At 58.5% G+C, this 15,638-nt stretch carries 17 protein-coding genes and 1 tRNA gene; 5 read left to right on the top strand and 13 right to left on the bottom strand.

Annotated features, from left to right (window positions below; all coding sequences use genetic code 11):
- Window positions 1-27 precede the first annotated feature (27 nt).
- The 9 genes from ccmI to ccmA all read right to left on the bottom strand — a co-directional run bounded on the left by ccmI (window position 28) and on the right by ccmA (window position 7,072).
- The gene (gene ccmI / locus CKW09_RS17525; protein WP_061795731.1) at window positions 28-1,239 is read right to left on the bottom strand and encodes a c-type cytochrome biogenesis protein CcmI; all 1,212 of its coding nucleotides are present in this window, start codon (window positions 1,237-1,239) and stop codon (window positions 28-30) included.
- Window positions 1,239-1,703 carry a cytochrome c-type biogenesis protein gene (locus CKW09_RS17530; protein ID WP_061795730.1) on the bottom strand — a complete coding sequence of 155 codons (465 nt, stop codon included), beginning with the start codon at window positions 1,701-1,703 and terminating at the stop codon, window positions 1,239-1,241. Before CKW09_RS17530 ends, ccmI begins: the two co-directional genes overlap by 1 nt.
- Window positions 1,700-2,251, bottom strand: a complete 552-nt coding sequence (locus tag CKW09_RS17535; protein WP_061795729.1) for a DsbE family thiol:disulfide interchange protein — start codon at window positions 2,249-2,251, stop codon at window positions 1,700-1,702. The genes CKW09_RS17530 and CKW09_RS17535 overlap by 4 nt, the downstream gene beginning before the upstream one ends.
- A complete protein-coding gene (locus CKW09_RS17540) occupies window positions 2,248-4,218 on the bottom strand; it encodes a heme lyase CcmF/NrfE family subunit (RefSeq protein ID WP_061795728.1) in 1,971 nt (656 codons plus the stop codon). Before CKW09_RS17540 ends, CKW09_RS17535 begins: the two co-directional genes overlap by 4 nt.
- Window positions 4,215-4,709, bottom strand: a complete 495-nt coding sequence (gene ccmE, locus CKW09_RS17545) for a cytochrome c maturation protein CcmE (protein WP_061795727.1) — start codon at window positions 4,707-4,709, stop codon at window positions 4,215-4,217. The genes CKW09_RS17540 and ccmE overlap by 4 nt, the downstream gene beginning before the upstream one ends.
- Complete coding sequence (gene ccmD, locus CKW09_RS17550) at window positions 4,706-4,942, bottom strand: heme exporter protein CcmD (RefSeq protein ID WP_061795726.1); 237 nt, start codon at window positions 4,940-4,942, stop codon at window positions 4,706-4,708. The genes ccmE and ccmD overlap by 4 nt, the downstream gene beginning before the upstream one ends.
- The gene (locus CKW09_RS17555; RefSeq protein WP_061795725.1) at window positions 4,939-5,676 is read right to left on the bottom strand and encodes a heme ABC transporter permease; all 738 of its coding nucleotides are present in this window, start codon (window positions 5,674-5,676) and stop codon (window positions 4,939-4,941) included. Before CKW09_RS17555 ends, ccmD begins: the two co-directional genes overlap by 4 nt.
- A 104-nt stretch (window positions 5,677-5,780) precedes the next feature.
- Complete coding sequence (gene ccmB / locus CKW09_RS17560) at window positions 5,781-6,440, bottom strand: heme exporter protein CcmB (RefSeq protein ID WP_095098591.1); 660 nt, start codon at window positions 6,438-6,440, stop codon at window positions 5,781-5,783.
- Window positions 6,440-7,072 (bottom strand): cytochrome c biogenesis heme-transporting ATPase CcmA, encoded by a 633-nt coding sequence (ccmA, locus tag CKW09_RS17565; RefSeq protein ID WP_061795723.1) that lies wholly within the window; start codon window positions 7,070-7,072, stop codon window positions 6,440-6,442. Before ccmA ends, ccmB begins: the two co-directional genes overlap by 1 nt.
- 238 nt (window positions 7,073-7,310) lie before the next feature.
- Between ccmA and CKW09_RS17570 the strand changes: the two genes are divergently transcribed.
- Both CKW09_RS17570 and CKW09_RS17575 read left to right on the top strand, forming a co-directional pair.
- On the top strand, window positions 7,311-8,240 hold the full coding sequence (locus tag CKW09_RS17570; RefSeq protein ID WP_061795722.1) for a formate/nitrite transporter family protein: 930 nt from the start codon (window positions 7,311-7,313) through the stop codon (window positions 8,238-8,240).
- A 126-nt stretch (window positions 8,241-8,366) separates the two neighbouring features.
- Window positions 8,367-8,441, top strand: a tRNA-Arg gene (locus tag CKW09_RS17575).
- Window positions 8,442-8,538: 97 nt separating this feature from the next.
- Here CKW09_RS17575 and CKW09_RS17580 read toward each other — a convergent pair.
- The 4 genes from CKW09_RS17580 to CKW09_RS17595 form a co-directional block, all read right to left on the bottom strand.
- A complete protein-coding gene (locus tag CKW09_RS17580) occupies window positions 8,539-9,339 on the bottom strand; it encodes an ankyrin repeat domain-containing protein (protein ID WP_231922074.1) in 801 nt (266 codons plus the stop codon).
- Window positions 9,305-10,828 (bottom strand): phospholipase, encoded by a 1,524-nt coding sequence (locus tag CKW09_RS17585; RefSeq protein ID WP_231922075.1) that lies wholly within the window; start codon window positions 10,826-10,828, stop codon window positions 9,305-9,307. The genes CKW09_RS17580 and CKW09_RS17585 overlap by 35 nt, the downstream gene beginning before the upstream one ends.
- Before the next feature lie 354 nt (window positions 10,829-11,182).
- Entirely contained in the window at window positions 11,183-11,353 is a 171-nt protein-coding gene (locus tag CKW09_RS17590; RefSeq protein ID WP_231922077.1) for a hypothetical protein, read from the bottom strand.
- Between the two features lie 64 nt (window positions 11,354-11,417).
- Window positions 11,418-12,389, bottom strand: coding sequence for a hypothetical protein (locus CKW09_RS17595; RefSeq protein ID WP_095098594.1), 972 nt, complete (start codon window positions 12,387-12,389; stop codon window positions 11,418-11,420).
- Between the two features lie 228 nt (window positions 12,390-12,617).
- Between CKW09_RS17595 and CKW09_RS17600 the strand changes: the two genes are divergently transcribed.
- The 3 genes from CKW09_RS17600 (at window position 12,618) to dsdC (ending at window position 15,613) form a co-directional block, all read left to right on the top strand.
- On the top strand, window positions 12,618-14,114 hold the full coding sequence (locus CKW09_RS17600; RefSeq protein WP_061795718.1) for a helix-turn-helix transcriptional regulator: 1,497 nt from the start codon (window positions 12,618-12,620) through the stop codon (window positions 14,112-14,114).
- Window positions 14,115-14,242: 128 nt separating this feature from the next.
- Entirely contained in the window at window positions 14,243-14,497 is a 255-nt protein-coding gene (locus CKW09_RS17605) for a CsbD family protein (RefSeq protein ID WP_231922079.1), read from the top strand.
- 186 nt (window positions 14,498-14,683) lie between these two features.
- Window positions 14,684-15,613, top strand: a complete 930-nt coding sequence (gene dsdC / locus CKW09_RS17610; protein WP_061795716.1) for a DNA-binding transcriptional regulator DsdC — start codon at window positions 14,684-14,686, stop codon at window positions 15,611-15,613.
- Window positions 15,614-15,638: the final 25 nt, after the last annotated feature.

Here is a 15,638-nt window from a genome sequence, read left to right on the forward strand (position 1 = left end):
CTCCATAAAAACACGTTCGGTCTTTTTTCAGGGAACCTGCTTGTTTATTTGAACGCTAACCTGCTCTTTGCCGCTGAAGTTCTGCAGCGCGCTCTCGCCAAACCAGTCGCCCGCCCGTGGCGTGGCCATACCGTCGCGAGAAATTCGCACCCGCACCTTCACCCGATGCTGAGCCGAAAGCAGGCGCTCAGGCATCATGGCATTGCTGTCATCCAGAGAAAAAGACAGCGGAAAACGGCTGAGCGGCAGTTGTTTCACCGCTACCGGCACCGGGCTGACGCCATCGGTCACCGAAATGACCAGCGTGCCCTGCTGCGGCAAGGCGTTAGACGCCTCCGGCGCTAACGTCACATTAACACCCAGTTTAACAGTTTCTTCGCCAGCCTGTGCTTTTGCTTGCGCGATGCTGCGTTGGATCACCTCGGCGCGCGGATCCCCGGCCGGCAGCAATTTCAGCATCACCTGCCAGGCGCCGATGGCCTGTTTAAAATCGCCCCGTTCGAAGGCGTTGAACGCCAACAGGCTCAGCACGCGCGGGTTGCCGTGATCTTCGGCGATCATCCGGCGCAACATTTGCGCAGCCTGCTTGTTATCCTCCGGATCGTTGGATCGCGTCAAGACCTCGGCATAACCCAACCGCACTTCCAGATTATTCGGATCCAGTTGATATGCATGGGCAAACGCCTGGGTGGCGGTGGTGGCGTTGTTGAGCGCCATGCCGACGCGGCCCAGCATCATCCAGTCGTTGACGTTGCGGCTGTCCTGCTGCAGCGCGGTGCGCAGGCCCAGCCCAAGACGCGCGATCTCTTCCATGCCGAGCGGCCTGGCGCGTTCGTTGGCGACGCGTTCACGCAGCGCCGGCATTTGCGCCTGCACCTGGCGCCATTCCATCACCTGCGCCAGCCCGCCGGTTTTCAGATAAAAACCCAGGGTCACCACCAGCAGCAGCAACACGCCCGGCACCAGCGCCCAGCGATTGATCGGTTTCGCCTGCGCTTCCTGCTGGCCGGGAATATCGTTCAGCAGGTTTTGCTGCAGCTCCTTCACCAATTCAGGACGCTCGGCGATCACCCCCTGCTGTTCATCCTGCTCCAGCTCGCTGAGGCGATCCTGATAAAACGCCTTGTTCAGCGCGTCGCGGCTGGCGGCGGCGTTTTGCTTGCCGTGGCGCATCGCCGGAACCACCAGCAGCGCGGCGGCGCCAACCAGCAGCGCAATAATAGTCAGCCAAAAAGCCATTAGGGTTTCTTCCTGTCGGTCTCTTTCAGCAGCGCAGCCAGGCGCTGTTGTTCCTGTACGGAGAATTCATCGTCCGCCGCGGCGCCGCGGCTTCGGGTGCGCAATATCACCACCGCGCCGCCGATCAGCACGAACAGCAGCGGGCCAAGCCACAAAATCAGCGTCGCCGGCGTTACCGGCGGTTCATAGGTGACGAAGTTGCCGTAGCGCGCCACCATGTAATCGATGATCTGCGGCTTGCTTTGCCCCTGCATCATCAGCTCGTACACCTTGGTGCGCATGTCGGCGGCGATGATGGCGTTGGAATCGGCAATGCTGTTGTTCTGGCATTTCGGGCAGCGCAGCTGTTCGGTCAGCTCGCGATACTGCTGCTCCTGCTCCACCGAATTGAACTTATAGGTGTCGATCGCCGCCGCGGCGCTCCAGCTCAGCAGCGCGGCGAACATCAGGGCGACCAGCCTCATGCCTCACCCCCGTACTTCCTGTACAGCGGCAGCACTTCCTGCTGCCAGACGCGCTCGTTCATATCGCCGGCGTGGCGATAGCGGATCACCCCCTGCCCGTCGATCAGAAAGGTTTCCGGCGCGCCGTACACCCCGAGATCCAGCCCCAGCATGCCGTCGCCGTCGTACAGGCTGAGCGCATAAGGATTGCCCAGCGAGTTCAGCCAGGTCACCGCCTTGCTGCGGTCATCCTTGTAATTGAGCCCCACCACGCGGATGCCGCGCGCCGCCAGGGTATTGAGATATTGATGTTCGGCGCGGCAGGTCGGGCACCAGGTCGCCCAGACGTTGAGCAGCATCGGCTTGCCGTTGCGCAGCACCGCCTGATCGTAGGTTTTGCCCGGCTGATCCAGCGATTCCAGCTTGAAGGTCGGCACCGGTTTGCCGATCAACGCCGATTCCAGCTGGGTCGGATCCTCGCCGCCGGCGTTGCGCGTCAGCTGCACCATAAAGGCCGCCACCAGCAGCAGGAACAAGATTAAGGGAATAAACAGCAGCTTACGCTTCATGATTGTGCCTCCAGCTTGCCTTCACGCTTGAGTTTTTTGCTCATGCGATAGCGCGGATCGAGAATGCACAGGATGCCGCCGATTGCCATAAATACGCCGCCGAACCAGATCCAGCGCACGAAAGGTTTGTAGTACAGCCGCACCGCCCAAGAGCCGTCGTCCAGCTCTTCGCCCAGCGCCGCATACAGATCGCGGCTGAAGCCGCCGTCGATCGCCGCTTCGGTCATCATGCTGCGCGCCACGCTGTAGTAGCGTTTCTCGGCGTGCAGCGTCGCTTCCGGCTTGCCGTTGCGCGTGACGTCGATAATGCCGACGCCGCCGCTGTAGTTCGGGCCGCGGATGTCGTGCACGTCACGGAACACGAAGCGGTAATTGTGGATATCCACGCTGTCGCCGGCCTTCATGCGCACGTCGCGCTCGACGCTGTAGTTTTGGCTGAAGGCGATGCCGATCACCGTCACCGCCACGCCGAGATGACCGAGCACCATGCCCCAATGGCTGCGGGACAGGTGCGCCAGGCCGCGCCAGAAACCGTGGCGATGCGTGGCGCGCTCGTGCAGCTCCATCAGCGTCAGCAGGATCACCCACACCGCCATGATCAGGCCCACCACCGTCATGCCGACGATGCTGTCCTGCAGCAGCCACGGCAGCAAAATCGACAGCGCCAGGGTGACAACCAGCGCCGCGCCGAGTCGGCGCCACAGCTTGGTCGGCTCATCGCGGCGCCAGCGCACCAGCGGGCCGATACCCAACAGCAGCGCCAGCGGCGCCATCAGCCAGGTGAACATGGTATTGAAGAACGGCTCGCCGATTGAGATGCTGCCCAGCCCCAGCTGTTTATGCACCAGCGGCAGCAGCGTGCCCAGCAGCACCACCAGCATGGCGGCAATCAACAGCACGTTGTTGCCCAGCAGGAAGGTCTCGCGCGAGAAGGTTTCGTGCTGCACCCGGCTGCGCACCTGGCCGCCCTTGATGGCGTACAGCAGCAGCGAGCCGCCGATCACCATCACCAGATAAGCGAGGATAAACATGCCGCGCGCCGGATCCGAGGCGAAAGAGTGCACCGACACCAGCACGCCGGACCGCACCAGGAAAGTCCCCAGCAGGCACAGCGAGAAGGCGGTGATCGCCAGCAGCACCGTCCAGGCCTTGAAGGTGCCGCGTTTTTCAGTGACCGCCAGCGAGTGGATCAACGCCGTGCCGGCCAGCCAGGGCATAAAGGAGGCGTTTTCCACCGGATCCCAGAACCACCAGCCGCCCCAGCCCAGTTCGTAATAAGCCCAGGCCGACCCCAGCACGATGCCCAGGGTGAGGAACACCCAGGCCGCGGTGGTCCAGGGACGCGACCAGCGCGCCCAGGCGGTGTCGAGCCGGCCGGCCATCAGCGAGGCGATGGCGAAGGCGAAGGCCACCGAGAAACCGACGTACCCCATATACAGCAGCGGCGGGTGGAAAATCAGGCCGATGTCCTGCAGCAGCGGGTTGAGATCGCTGCCGTCGATCGGGAAGTTCGGCAGGGTACGGGTGAAGGGGTTGGAAGTCATGATGATAAACAGCAGGAAACCCGCGGTGATCATGCCCATCACCGAGAGCACGCGCGCCACCGCATCCTGCGGCATGCTGCGGCTGCACAGCGCCACCGCCAGCGACCAGCAGCTCAGCAACAGCACCCACAGCAGCAGCGAGCCTTCATGCGCTCCCCAGGTGGCGGCGATGCGGTAATAGACCGGCAGCCGGGTATTGGAGTTGGCGGCCACGTAGGCCAGGGTAAAATCATTGACCACGAAGGCGTGCACCAGGCAGATGAACGCCAGCGCGATGGCGGCGAACATGCCGTAGGTCAGCGGCCGGGCCACCGCCATCATGCGCCGATCCTGACGCGCCGCGCCCCACTGCGGATAAATGCTCAGCAGCAGCGCGATCGCCAGCGCCAGGCACAGCAGAAAACTGCCCATTTCCGGCATCATGATTTGCTGCCCCCGTCCTGCGGCGCGGCATAAGCCTCCGCCGGTCCCTTATGATTTTCTTTCATCGCATCGGCCACTTCCGGCGGGGTGTATTTTTCATCGTGCTTGGCCAGCACTTCGCGCGCATTGACCACGTTGCCTTCGCCCAACACCCCCTGCGCCACCACGCCCTGCCCTTCACGGAACAGGTCCGGCAGAATGCCGGTGTAGGTAACGCCGATGGCGCCGCGCGCATCATAGATCTTGAAGCTGACCTGCAGCGTGTTCGGATCACGCTTCACCGAACCGGGCATCACCATGCCGCCGATGCGCAGGCGTTGGCCCACCTCGGGCTTTTCGCGATCTTCGCCCTTGCCCTGCAGGATTTCGCCCGGGGTATAAAACAGATCGATGTTGGAGCGCAGCGCATACAGCATCAGCGTGGCGGTCAACGCGACGCCAATCAGCACAACAATCGCCAGATACAGGCGGCTTTTACGACGTGGATTCACAATGCTTTCTCCCGCGATGCGGCGGATTTTTGTTTTGACTGCTGCGCATGGCGGATGCGCCGTTCGCGCGCCTGACGGCGGCCGATCTCATTCAACAGCTGCCTGCGCTGCCACAGGGTGTGCGCCACCAGCCCCAGCAGCGAGATCAGCGTAACGGCCACCGCCAGCCAAACGTAGAAGGCGTAGCCGCCCATGGCGAAAAACGCCTGCCAGGAGGTAAAGGCGGCATTCATGATTGGCGCTCCTTATCGACCAGGCCGGCGACCCACGGGCGCTGACGCTCCTGGATCAGGATCAAATTGCGCAGGCGCATCAGGGTGAGCGTGACGAAGAACAGCAGATAGCCGAGGATGGCCCAACGCAGCGGGGTGCGCATGCTGGGGGCAATGCTCTGTTGCATGTTGGTCGACCCCTGATGGAGGGTATTCCACCATTCGACCGAGAAATGAATGATCGGAATGTTCACCACCCCCACCAGCACCAGAATGCCGGCGGCGCGCCCCGCCAGGCGGCGGTCCTCAAAGGCGTTGTACAGCGCGATGATGCCCATATACAGGAACAGCAGCACCAGTTCGGAGGTCAGGCGCGCGTCCCACACCCACCAGGTGCCCCACATCGGCTTGCCCCAGGCCGAGCCGGTGACCAGCGCGATAAAGGTGAACACGGCGCCGATCGGCGCCATCGCCGCCACCACCGTATCGGACATTTTCATCTGCCACACCAGGCCGATAAACGCCGCCACCGCCATCGAGGCGTAGATGCCCATCGACCACATGGCCGCCGGCACGTGAATATAGATGATGCGGAAGCTGTCGCCCTGCTGGTAATCCTTCGGCGCAAAGCCAAAGCCCCACGCCCAGCCGAGCAGCAGGCAGGCGGCGCCCGCCAGGCCCAGCCAGGGGATAAAGCGGCCGCAGACGTGATACAGCCGTTCAGGCCGAGCCAGTTGATGTAACCATTTCCACATTGTTGTCATTGCTCACGGTAAATTTTATTCGTCAGCCGCCCCCCTGTTGCCGGAGCGACGAAATTGCCGGCGTTATAACCCCGCAGGTCAATTCAATCAGTTAGCTAGTGCACGCTCACCCTCAGCGCCGCCGCGGTGGCGAAAGGCGCCAGCGTCACGCTGCCGGCCAACATCGCCCCCAAAATCGCCAGGTAGCCGTCGATCGGCATGCCCATGGATGCGGCGTCGATGGCGCCGGTGGCGAAAATCAGCACCGGAATATACAGCGGCAGCACCAGCAGGCTGAGCAGCACCCCGCCCTTGCGCAGCCCGACGGTCAGCGCCACGCCGATGGCGCCGATCAGGCTCAGCGTCGGCGTGCCCAGCAACAGCGTGCCGGCCACCGCCAGCCAGGTATGCATATCCAGCGACAGCAGCAGCGCCACCAGCGGCGACAGGATCAGCAGCGGCAGCCCCGTCACTACCCAGTGAGCACACACTTTGCCCAATACCGTCATCGGCAGCGGCGTCGGCAGCAATAACAGCTGCTCCAGCGAGCCGTCGAGATAGTCATCGCGGAACAGCCGCTCCAGCGACAGCAGCGAAGCCAACAGCGCCGCCACCCAAATAATTCCCGGCGCAATGCGCGCCAGCAGCTGCGGCTCGGGGCCGACGCCCAGCGGGAACAGCGTGATCACAATCAGGAAAAACCACAGCGGGTTTACAATCTCCGCCCCTTTGCGAAAGGCCATCTTCAGCTCGCGGCGCAGTATGGTCAAAAACATTAAGCGTTCTCCGCGTGCTGGTCCGCCAGGCGGATTTTACCCACCGTTTGGCTCACGCCGGTCAAATCCTGATGCGTGGTCAACAATACCATGCCGCCCTGGCGCGCATGTTGCTCAAAAAGGCTAATTAATTCAGCCACGCCCTGTTTATCGATCGCCGTCAGCGGTTCATCCAGGATCCACAGCGGGCTGTCGCTGAGCCACAGCCTCGCCAGCGCCACGCGCCGCTGCTGCCCGGCCGACAGCTGCGCCACCGGCAAATCCTCATAGCCCACCAGCCCCACCTGCTCCAGCGCCCGCCAGATGGCTCGGCTCTCGGGCGCGCTGCGTACCGCCTGATAAAACTGCAGATTTTCGAAGGGAGTCAACAGGGTTTTGATCCCCGGCTGATGGCCGAGGAACAACAGTTCCTGGTGATAGGCTGCGCGGTCGCGCAGCGTATTGCGCCCGCGCCACAGCACCTCGCCGGCATCCGGCCGCGCCAGGCCGGCCAAAATGCGCAACAGGCTGGTCTTGCCCGCGCCGTTCGGGCCTTCCACCTGAATGATCTCGCCCGGATGCACCGAAAAGCTTAGCTCGCTAAACAGGGTGCGCTCATCGCGCACGCAACTCAGACCTCTGGCTTCCAGCATCAGGGAACTCATATTTTTCTTTGGGATAGCGAATCATAGCATAAGCCTCGCGCCGCACGCAGCCCGCCGCCCGTGCTCCGGAGGGGCAATATGGCGCGCAGGATCAAGAATGCGCGGAAAAAACCGCCGAAGTTTAACTCTTGTTACTTTTTTCTGCATTTCGCCGCATTTTCGCCACCCGTCGCCTGGGCATCTACGCTTAATGCATGGCCGCCCCCTTTGATGAAGGAAAGACATCATGAGCGACGCAGAAACACGCCCGAATGATTCAGGCGAAGAGAAGATGCAGGTTGAAAGCAAAGAGCAGGAACAAGGCAAAAGCGAGATTGAAGTCAAGGAGGAGAACCTGCCCTCGCGCGCGGCGGCGGTGCACGAGCTGATCCGCATGGAGGGCGAAAAAGAGCTGGAGCGCGACTGGCAGGCGCTGCTGTGGTCGGCGGTGGCCGCCGGGCTGTCGATGGGCGCTTCGCTGATGGCCAAAGGCATTTTTCACGCCCGGCTGCCGGACGACCCCAGCCGCTTTTTTATCGAGAACATCGGCTACACCTTCGGCTTTATCATCGTGATCATGGCGCGCCAGCAGCTGTTTACCGAAAACACCGTTACCGCGGTGCTGCCGATCATGCACAAACCGACGCCGCGCAACGTCCTGATCCTGTTCCGCCTGTGGGGCGTGGTGCTGAGCGGCAACCTGATCGGCACCGGGCTGGCTTCGCTGGCCTTTATCCATATGCCGATTTTCGACGACGATACCCGCAGCGCCTTCGTCAGCCTGGGGCAGGAGGTGATGCGGAACTCGCCGTCAGAGATGTTCGCCAACGGCATTCTGGCCGGCTGGATCATTGCCACCATGGTGTGGATGTTCCCTTCCGCCGGCGCGGCTAAAATCTGGGTGATCGTGCTGATGACCTATCTGGTGGCGATCTGCGATCTGACGCATATCGTGGTCGGATCGGTCGAGATCCTTTATCTGGTGTTCAACGGCGTGATCCCGTGGCGGGACTTTTTCTACCCGTTCGCCATCCCGACGCTGGCGGGCAACATCATTGGCGGCACCTTCATCTTTGCGCTGATCAGCCATGCGCAGATCCGCAACGATTTGAGCGCCAAAAATAAGCAGGCTCGGCTGCGGAAGGAAAAACCGCTCGGCGAGCAGAAAAAGCCCTGACGGCCGCCGCCGCGGACGAATTTCGCCGCAGATTGGCGAGGGAATGAGCAAACGAACCGCTAAGCGCTTATTCTGCGGGTAAAAAAAGGTATACTGCTCCGGCAGCTTCGGTTGCCGGCCCGTAGGGTCCCCGTAGTTAAACGGATATAACAAGCCCCTCCTAAGGGCTAGTTACTGGTTCGATTCCAGTCGGGGACACCATTTTGCCGTCTATTCATAGCTATCAAAACCCACTCCCCACCCGAGACGTTATGAGTTAGCCCGTTCACTTCCGCCTGGTTAACGTCATTGCTCATACCTATGGCCACACGACACCATGGGCTATCATCATTTTCTTTATCTCTAAGCACTCTTTATTATATTCACTACCCTTTTTGCTATCATGTATCTCTCGGTTTACTATTTCAGCCAGCGAGTTTCCTTTGGCATCTTTAGGGTTTGGATTCGCTCCTTTTTCTATCAGGAATTTGACTTGCGGAAATGAAGAATAGATAAACGCTTCCATTAAAACAGTTTGTCCCAATGAGTCTTTTAACTCTAAATTCACTCCGTTATCGACCAAGACTTTTAATGTTTCTGAGTTATTAGCCTTTGATGTTTGAAAAATAATAGGCTCACCCCATACTTTATCTTCAGCATCAGGTGATAATCCGCCCTCAAGCAATGCTTTTAACCAAACCCCACTGTCTAATTTTGCCATCCATTCTGCTGGGCTTGCGCCTCCATTCGGACGCGCCTGGAGAGGATCTGCCCCTGCCTTCACTAGTTCAGTCGCGATCTGAAGCCGCTCTGGCGTCGCATCGCCATCGGTTGATGTTGCCAAGGAAAAAAACAGCAATGTCATGTCATGTTGACCCGGACTGTTCAGGTCTGCTGCTTTTGCAAGACGTTTAACGTCATCAATATTCCCTTTGCTAATCGCTTGCGCCAAGGTCAGTTGTTGACCTTTAAAATACCCCTCCGGTGGTAGGCCCATTTTTTTCTCCTTGCATCCCATTATTAGCACTAAACCAGCAGTTATGATTAGTCCGGCTATCAGTTTCGTTATTGCTTTCATCGTTTTTTTATATCCTATGGCTGATAGTTGCGATATCATCATCTTTTTCTTGTTCGATACAGTCTATCGCTTGCTGTATACTGTGTCTGTCGTTCATGCTGCCTACTCCGCCTTCGAGAGTATGTTTTATTCCAGCAGCATCTGGCAAACCTGACGATATTTTCTCTTTTACAGCAAGTAATGCAAGATTGCCGTTCACATCAATAAAATCTTGCTTGAGATTGATTTCTTGTAGCTTCGTTAAAACCTCGCCATCGACCCGATAAGCACTGATAATATCCTCACTACCGACGAGGGAGCCGCCATATTTTTCCACTGTACCGGAATTCAAACCGGCTGCATTAAATGTCCATCCCGGTTTTCCACTCGCAATCGATGCCGCGGAGGCTAGGCCTCCTCCTAGAGAATGGCCTGATATATCCACTTTCTCTGAGCCTTTTCTTAGCTCTTTGCCTAAAGCCACAGATTTTTTATAGTAATCAGAATCGGCGCCTCTTCCTTGATTAAAGTTATTAGCCCAGTCCTCTAAGTTGTTTATCTTCGGAAGCTTATTATCAATAATTATTTTCTTTGCCGCATTCAGCTTACCATTAGGCAGTTCTGGCATCCTTGAACCTCTAAAAACAATAGTCGGGTTCATATCATTACCAAATACTGTTTTATTAGGGACGTAAACCCTCGCTAAAAAATCAGGGTGGGTTTCACCGTCGTATAACATGTCAGGTTTTATACCTAAGGAGTTCAGATAATCCTTATCATTACTCATATCCATCCACCCTTCCGGTACACCAGGTGTCGCAGACAATGGATTCGTGGTGCGGTAGATATTCTGAGCCAGTTTAGCCTTTTCTACGGCCACATTGTTTTGAGCCAAGCGCTGTGCGGCTATCCGGGCATCCGGGTATCGGCTGCGTTCGCCTCGACCGATCAGATATTTTCTCGCCTGCCAGCGTTGTTGCTTGGTCATGGGGCGGAGGGCTTCTCTTACTACCGCTGCTGCCGATGCAACCGTTGTCGCGATCGCTTGAGGGAGAGAAGGTTTGCCGGTCGTGTTCTGCCTTGGCGGCATCGCCGTGGGCCTGGCCCTGACGGCATACTTCCTGACCATATCCTCATAACGCTCGATGATACGCTTTACGGGGTATTGCGCTGGCAGGTGGTTACCAGAATAAAGCTGTAACAACCCATCACCGTTAATAAAGAATAGATATTTGGCAGGGCTCCAGCTTCCCCAGCCGCGTTCAATGGCAAGGAGACTACCCCGGTTGATCTCATCGAAGACCCCTCGCTTCATATTCGTGTTTTCCTGATAGCTAGAGACACCAATCCCAGTTTGCACATTGCGAGTGATGTTATGTCTTTCCGATATGGATAACAAAGATGAGCCACCAAACAGATAGTGCCGCTCCAGCTCATAACGAGCATCCGTAGGCTTGAGTATCCGAGCAAATAGCTCAGGCTCCAGATCTTCAGATGTAAAATAAATCAACCGCATTGCCTTGCCTCCCTTCACATTGACACCCGCATCCATGGGCATACTTCTTCTGCCATAGTTTCACATATCCGGAGCACAACGTCATCCCTGGATTGACTCAACAAGGATAATAAATACCCTGCATTTAAAACCCTCTTACTTATATGAATAACACGTCATTGATGGGGACATGAGAACATTCTTTCGCTGTAGGTGTTAATAGATTTTAAATTATATCTTCTCTTTGCGTTCCCTGACCCAGCCGTTGCCTGCCAGGATTTATTTTAAAAATATAAAACAATATTCGTTTATTTTTTCAGTGATGACTCAATTTAAGCCGTGAATCCCGCTCACTACGCCGAAAAGCAAAAAGCCCACCTGACATAGCCTGGGCTTTTTCATCGTTGCCGGCTAGGCGCCTATCGGCGGCGGTGCCTCGTCAATATCGCCGGGCCGTTGCTTGCGCAGCAGATACAGCAACAAGGACACGCGCCGCTCGGTGCGCTCCGGGGTATCCGGCGGCAGGTTGTAGCGCAACGTATAGCGTTCGTTCTTTTCGTTGCAGAAATCAATCACGAGCACGGGCGCAGAAGCCCCCACTACCTTCCGATAATTCAACGAAATGCATGACAGATTTTTTCTCATCTCAGCTTACCGCAACGGCGCGGCGCGTTGACACGGCAACCCGGCCCACGGCGAAGCTCAGCGCGGCGCCCAACAGCAGCATCAGCAGCGAGCCCCAGGCGGCGCGGGAAAGTTGCTTAGCGGTCTCATCCGCCGCCTCGCGCGCTTTCTGTTCGGCCTGCGCCTTGAGCTTTTCAACCTTCTGCACCGCCTGCTGGTAGGCCTGGGCGTAGTTGTCGACGGTCCGGCTGGCTTCCGCGCGGCTCTTGCCGGTGCGCGCAGCAACGATGTTCGCCAGTGCGTCCTTATCCGCCGCGCTCAACGCCGGCTCGCCGGCCTGTTTAACGCGTTCGAACCACCGCTTGAGCTGCGCAGCCGCCTGGGCCGGGTCGGTGGCGGCATTGGCCGCCGATTGCCGGCCGTCGGCGGTGGCCCGATCGGCTTTTTGATCCAGTTTGGACGGATCCAGCTCCGCCTTGCCGGATTGCTGAAGCGCGCTCTCCAACTGATTTTCCAGGTTGCCCCAGTCCAGGCTGATGCCTTGTTTATCCAGCTGCCGCCTGACGCCGTCGCCTACCGTCGGCGCCGCTGCCGCCAGGCCGTCTCCCGCCATGGATAACCCTTTGCCGACGGCGCTGCCCGCCAACCCGACCACGCTGCCCGCCAACGAAATCACCAGCCAAGTGGCCAGCAATGTGGTGACCGCCCAGCTCAGCAGGCCGTGCAACCCGCCGCGGCTCGGCGCGGTTCCGCCGGCGACGAACGCGCCTGCGGCCAGAGACAGCAGCGTCGAAAATATCAGCCAAACCCCGGCTCCGGTGCCGAAACCGCTCAGGGGGTTGCCCTTCTGCAGCGGATCCACGGCCGCGGCGCCGATAGCCGTGCCCAGCAGGCTAAATATCAGATAGGTCGCCAGCGCCATGGCGCTCCCGGCCAATATCGAGCCCCATGAAACGTGAAACGCAAAGCGATTGGATTCATAGACAGTGGTCATTGTTATTCCTTATATTTCCTTGGAAGAGGGTTGCAGATGCGGCAGGCCGCCACACTGACGAGATCAGTCTGCCGGGCGCGCCGCTGACCGTCCCGGCTCATTTGCGCCATAACGACTGGTGCATTCACACCCTGCGAATGCATCAATTACGCACTATGCTGCCTGGCGCGTCCTCTCACTTTCGCCTGCCGCAGCGCGGCGCGATCCCTTTCCTGCTTCGGAGAAAACATGAGCCAGTCCGTTCTTGCCAGCGAAACCAACCGCAGCCACCTGCAGCAGATCATCTCTGGCTTGTCCGACGGCGTGATCCTGACGGATACCGACCGGACCATCCTGTGGGCCAACGAGGCCGCGCTGAGCATGCATGGCCTGAGTCATCAGGCGGAGTTGGGGGCCAATGCCGGGGAGTACGCGGCGCGTTTTGCCCTGCGCTATCGCAACAATCATTCGCTGGAGCGGGAACAGTATCCGCTTAACCGGCTCGCCGGCGGCGAGGCGTTCGATGACCTGGTGGTCGAAGTCAGGCCCGTCGCAGGATCCGACACCCTTTGGGTGCACCGCCTGCGGAGCCTGATTATCGCCGATCAACAAGGGCAGCCCGAGCTGCTGGCGCTGATCTTGAGCGACGCCACCGAGTGGGCCAGCGCCGAACAACGTTTTGAAAAAACCTTCAACGCCAATCCGGCGCCGGCGGTGATCTGCCGCCTGAGTGACCTGCGCTACGTCAAAGTCAATCAGGGGTTTCTCGACATGACCGGCTACCGCCGCGAACAGGTCCTGGGCCGCTCGGTTTACGAGGTGGACGTGCTGGAGCAGGCCGAGCATAAGGCGCTGGCGGTGCAGCGCCTGGGAGAAGGCGCAACCATCCCGCAGATGGAGGCCGAGCTGAAGCTGCCCGGCGGGGGAAGCAAGCTGGTGGTGGTGGCCGGCCAACCGCTGGATCTCAATGAAGACGACTGCATGCTGTTTACCTTCACCGATCTGGAGCCCCGGCGCCAAGCCGAGTCGGCATTGCGTGAAAGCGAGGAACGGTTCGCCAAAGCCTTTCGTTTGAGCCCGGTGCCCACGTTGCTGTGCACCGCGGGCGATCAGCAGGTGCTGGACGTCAACGAAGCCTTCATAAAAACCACCGAATACGCCGCAGAGGAGCTGATCGGCAAGCCGGTCGAGGAGATCGATGTCATCGACGGGCAAGAGGATTGCCGGCGCTTGTTTGCCGCGCTGGGAAAGACCGGCAACGTTGAAAGCCAGGATCTTAAGGTGCGTAAAAAAGGCGGCGAGGTGATCGACTGCGTGGTATCGGCCGATGCCGTAAGCATTCACAACGCCCCCTGCTACCTGCTGGTGCTGATGGACATTACCGAACGCAAACGCTCGGAGCTGGAGCTGGTGAGCGCCATCGAAGAGGTGATGCAGGATGCCTCTTGGTTCAGCCAAACCCTGATCGAAAAGCTGGCCAACGTAAAAAGCCTCAACAAGTCCACCCCGTCTGGCGTCGCCTTTGTCGATCTCACCGCCCGCGAACGCGATGTGCTGGGGTTAATCTGCGAGGGGTTGCCGGACAAGAAGATCGCCCTCCGCCTGAATTTGGCCCTCAATACCGTGCGTAACCATGTGGCGACGGTGTATTCCAAGCTCGACGTACACAGCCGCAGCGAAGCCATCGTTTGGGCCAGAGAACGCGGCCTGTTTTCCGGTGAGCGTCAGCGAAATAACGGCAAATAGCCTGCAAATGCACTAGCTGCGCCGATGCAAACTGACCTTATGGCCGACGGATAACGCCCTTAACATTGAGGGACTCATACGGGCCTCCGCGCCTAGCGGAAGCCAAACGGAACGACCATCAGGAGAAAATGATGAACAGCGAAAAAGCCCAGGGCGTTATGGATAAGGTTGTCGGCAGGGCGCAGGAACTGGCTGGCGATGCAACCGGGGACCCGCGGCTGCAGGCCGAAGGCGCCGGCCGCTACGTCGCAGGCGCGCTGCAAGAAAAATACGGCGATGCTCTGACCTGCATCAACGATACGGTCAAGAAAAACCCGATCGCCACGGTAGCCATCATTGCCGGCGTCGGTTTGCTGGCGGGCCTGCTGCTGCGCCGCCGTTAACGCGCCCTACCGACATCTTCACCGCCCCGGCGAATTCGTCGGGCGGTATTTCACCCGCCATAATGCCGAATCAGCCGGAATTTTTTCGCCCCGGTTATATTTAATAAATTAAAATAACCGAATTCGCCTTTTATTTCCTGTTGGCGGAATGTTAATATCCATAAATTATTCGCATGGATAAAAACAATGCTCCCCAATAAAAAACTCTTTCAGCGCGCCAGCCCGTTAACCAGCTATCAGTTTTCTCGGCTGCATACTTTTGAATGCGTCGCCCGCCATTTATCTTTTTCCCTGGCGGCGGAAGAGCTTTCTATCACCCCCAGCGCGGTGAGCCATAGAATTAACCTGCTTGAAAAACAGCTGGGCTTCCTGTTATTCCAGCGTTTCCACCGGCGTATTACGCTCACGCCGGAAGGCGAGCGAATGCAATGGGCGCTCAGCAGCTCCTTCGATACCCTGAATCAGGAAATCCTGGATATTAAAAACCGCGAGTTGACGGGCACCCTGACCATTTACTCGCATCCTTCGCTCGTGCAGTGTTTGCTGCTGCCGCGTCTCGGCGATTTTATCGCCCAGCATCCGACCATTCATTTAAGCATTCTCACCGGGCAGGAAATCATCAACCTGGCTAACCGTGGCGTTGATTTGGCGATGTATTTCGGCAAATTGCCGTCCGGCAGGCATTTGGACGAAGCCTTTATGCAAGAGTCGATGGTGCCGATCTGCACCCCGCAATACGCCAAGGCGCATCAGCTGTACGACGCGCCGGAAAACCTGGCGCGCTGCACCCTGCTGCACGACAGATACAACTCCGGCGAAGACGAGTGGCAGACCTGGTCGCAGCATTTTGCTTTAGGCTTGGACACCGACAGCAAAAGCATGGAGTTCGACCGTTCGGATCTGGCGGTGCTGGCGGCAACCCGCCATCTCGGCGTCGCCATGGGGCGGCTCAATCTGGTGCAGGACTGGATAACCCGCGGCGAGCTGATTATTCCTTTTAATAACATGATCCTGCCCTGCGAACACTGTTACTTTATGTCGACCATTTCCGAACGTCAGTGGCCAAAGATCGTCGCCTTCAAAGAGTGGATGATGAAGATAGCGCCCCTGGCCTGAAGGCCGCAGGCGCGTAACCCTCTCC

It is taken from the genome of Serratia ficaria (assembly GCF_900187015.1).
Taxonomy (GTDB): Bacteria; Pseudomonadota; Gammaproteobacteria; order Enterobacterales; family Enterobacteriaceae; genus Serratia; species Serratia ficaria.

Bases quoted from the DNA above. Each gene is read 5' to 3' on its own strand.
- ccmI (WP_061795731.1), bottom strand. From the start codon at position 1,239: ATGGCTTTTTGGCTGACTATTATTGCGCTGCTGGTTGGCGCCGCCGCG.
- CKW09_RS17530 (WP_061795730.1), bottom strand. From the start codon at position 1,703: ATGAGGCTGGTCGCCCTGATGTTCGCCGCGCTGCTGAGCTGGAGCGCC.
- CKW09_RS17535 (WP_061795729.1), bottom strand. From the start codon at position 2,251: ATGAAGCGTAAGCTGCTGTTTATTCCCTTAATCTTGTTCCTGCTGCTG.
- CKW09_RS17540 (WP_061795728.1), bottom strand. From the start codon at position 4,218: ATGATGCCGGAAATGGGCAGTTTTCTGCTGTGCCTGGCGCTGGCGATC.
- ccmD (WP_061795726.1), bottom strand. From the start codon at position 4,942: ATGAATGCCGCCTTTACCTCCTGGCAGGCGTTTTTCGCCATGGGCGGC.
- CKW09_RS17555 (WP_061795725.1), bottom strand. From the start codon at position 5,676: ATGTGGAAATGGTTACATCAACTGGCTCGGCCTGAACGGCTGTATCAC.
- ccmB (WP_095098591.1), bottom strand. From the start codon at position 6,440: ATGTTTTTGACCATACTGCGCCGCGAGCTGAAGATGGCCTTTCGCAAA.
- ccmA (WP_061795723.1), bottom strand. From the start codon at position 7,072: ATGCTGGAAGCCAGAGGTCTGAGTTGCGTGCGCGATGAGCGCACCCTG.
- CKW09_RS17570 (WP_061795722.1), top strand. From the start codon at position 7,311: ATGAGCGACGCAGAAACACGCCCGAATGATTCAGGCGAAGAGAAGATG.
- CKW09_RS17580 (WP_231922074.1), bottom strand. From the start codon at position 9,339: ATGATGATATCGCAACTATCAGCCATAGGATATAAAAAAACGATGAAA.
- CKW09_RS17585 (WP_231922075.1), bottom strand. From the start codon at position 10,828: ATGGATGCGGGTGTCAATGTGAAGGGAGGCAAGGCAATGCGGTTGATT.
- CKW09_RS17595 (WP_095098594.1), bottom strand. From the start codon at position 12,389: ATGACCACTGTCTATGAATCCAATCGCTTTGCGTTTCACGTTTCATGG.
- CKW09_RS17600 (WP_061795718.1), top strand. From the start codon at position 12,618: ATGAGCCAGTCCGTTCTTGCCAGCGAAACCAACCGCAGCCACCTGCAG.
- CKW09_RS17605 (WP_231922079.1), top strand. From the start codon at position 14,243: ATGATGAACAGCGAAAAAGCCCAGGGCGTTATGGATAAGGTTGTCGGC.
- dsdC (WP_061795716.1), top strand. From the start codon at position 14,684: ATGCTCCCCAATAAAAAACTCTTTCAGCGCGCCAGCCCGTTAACCAGC.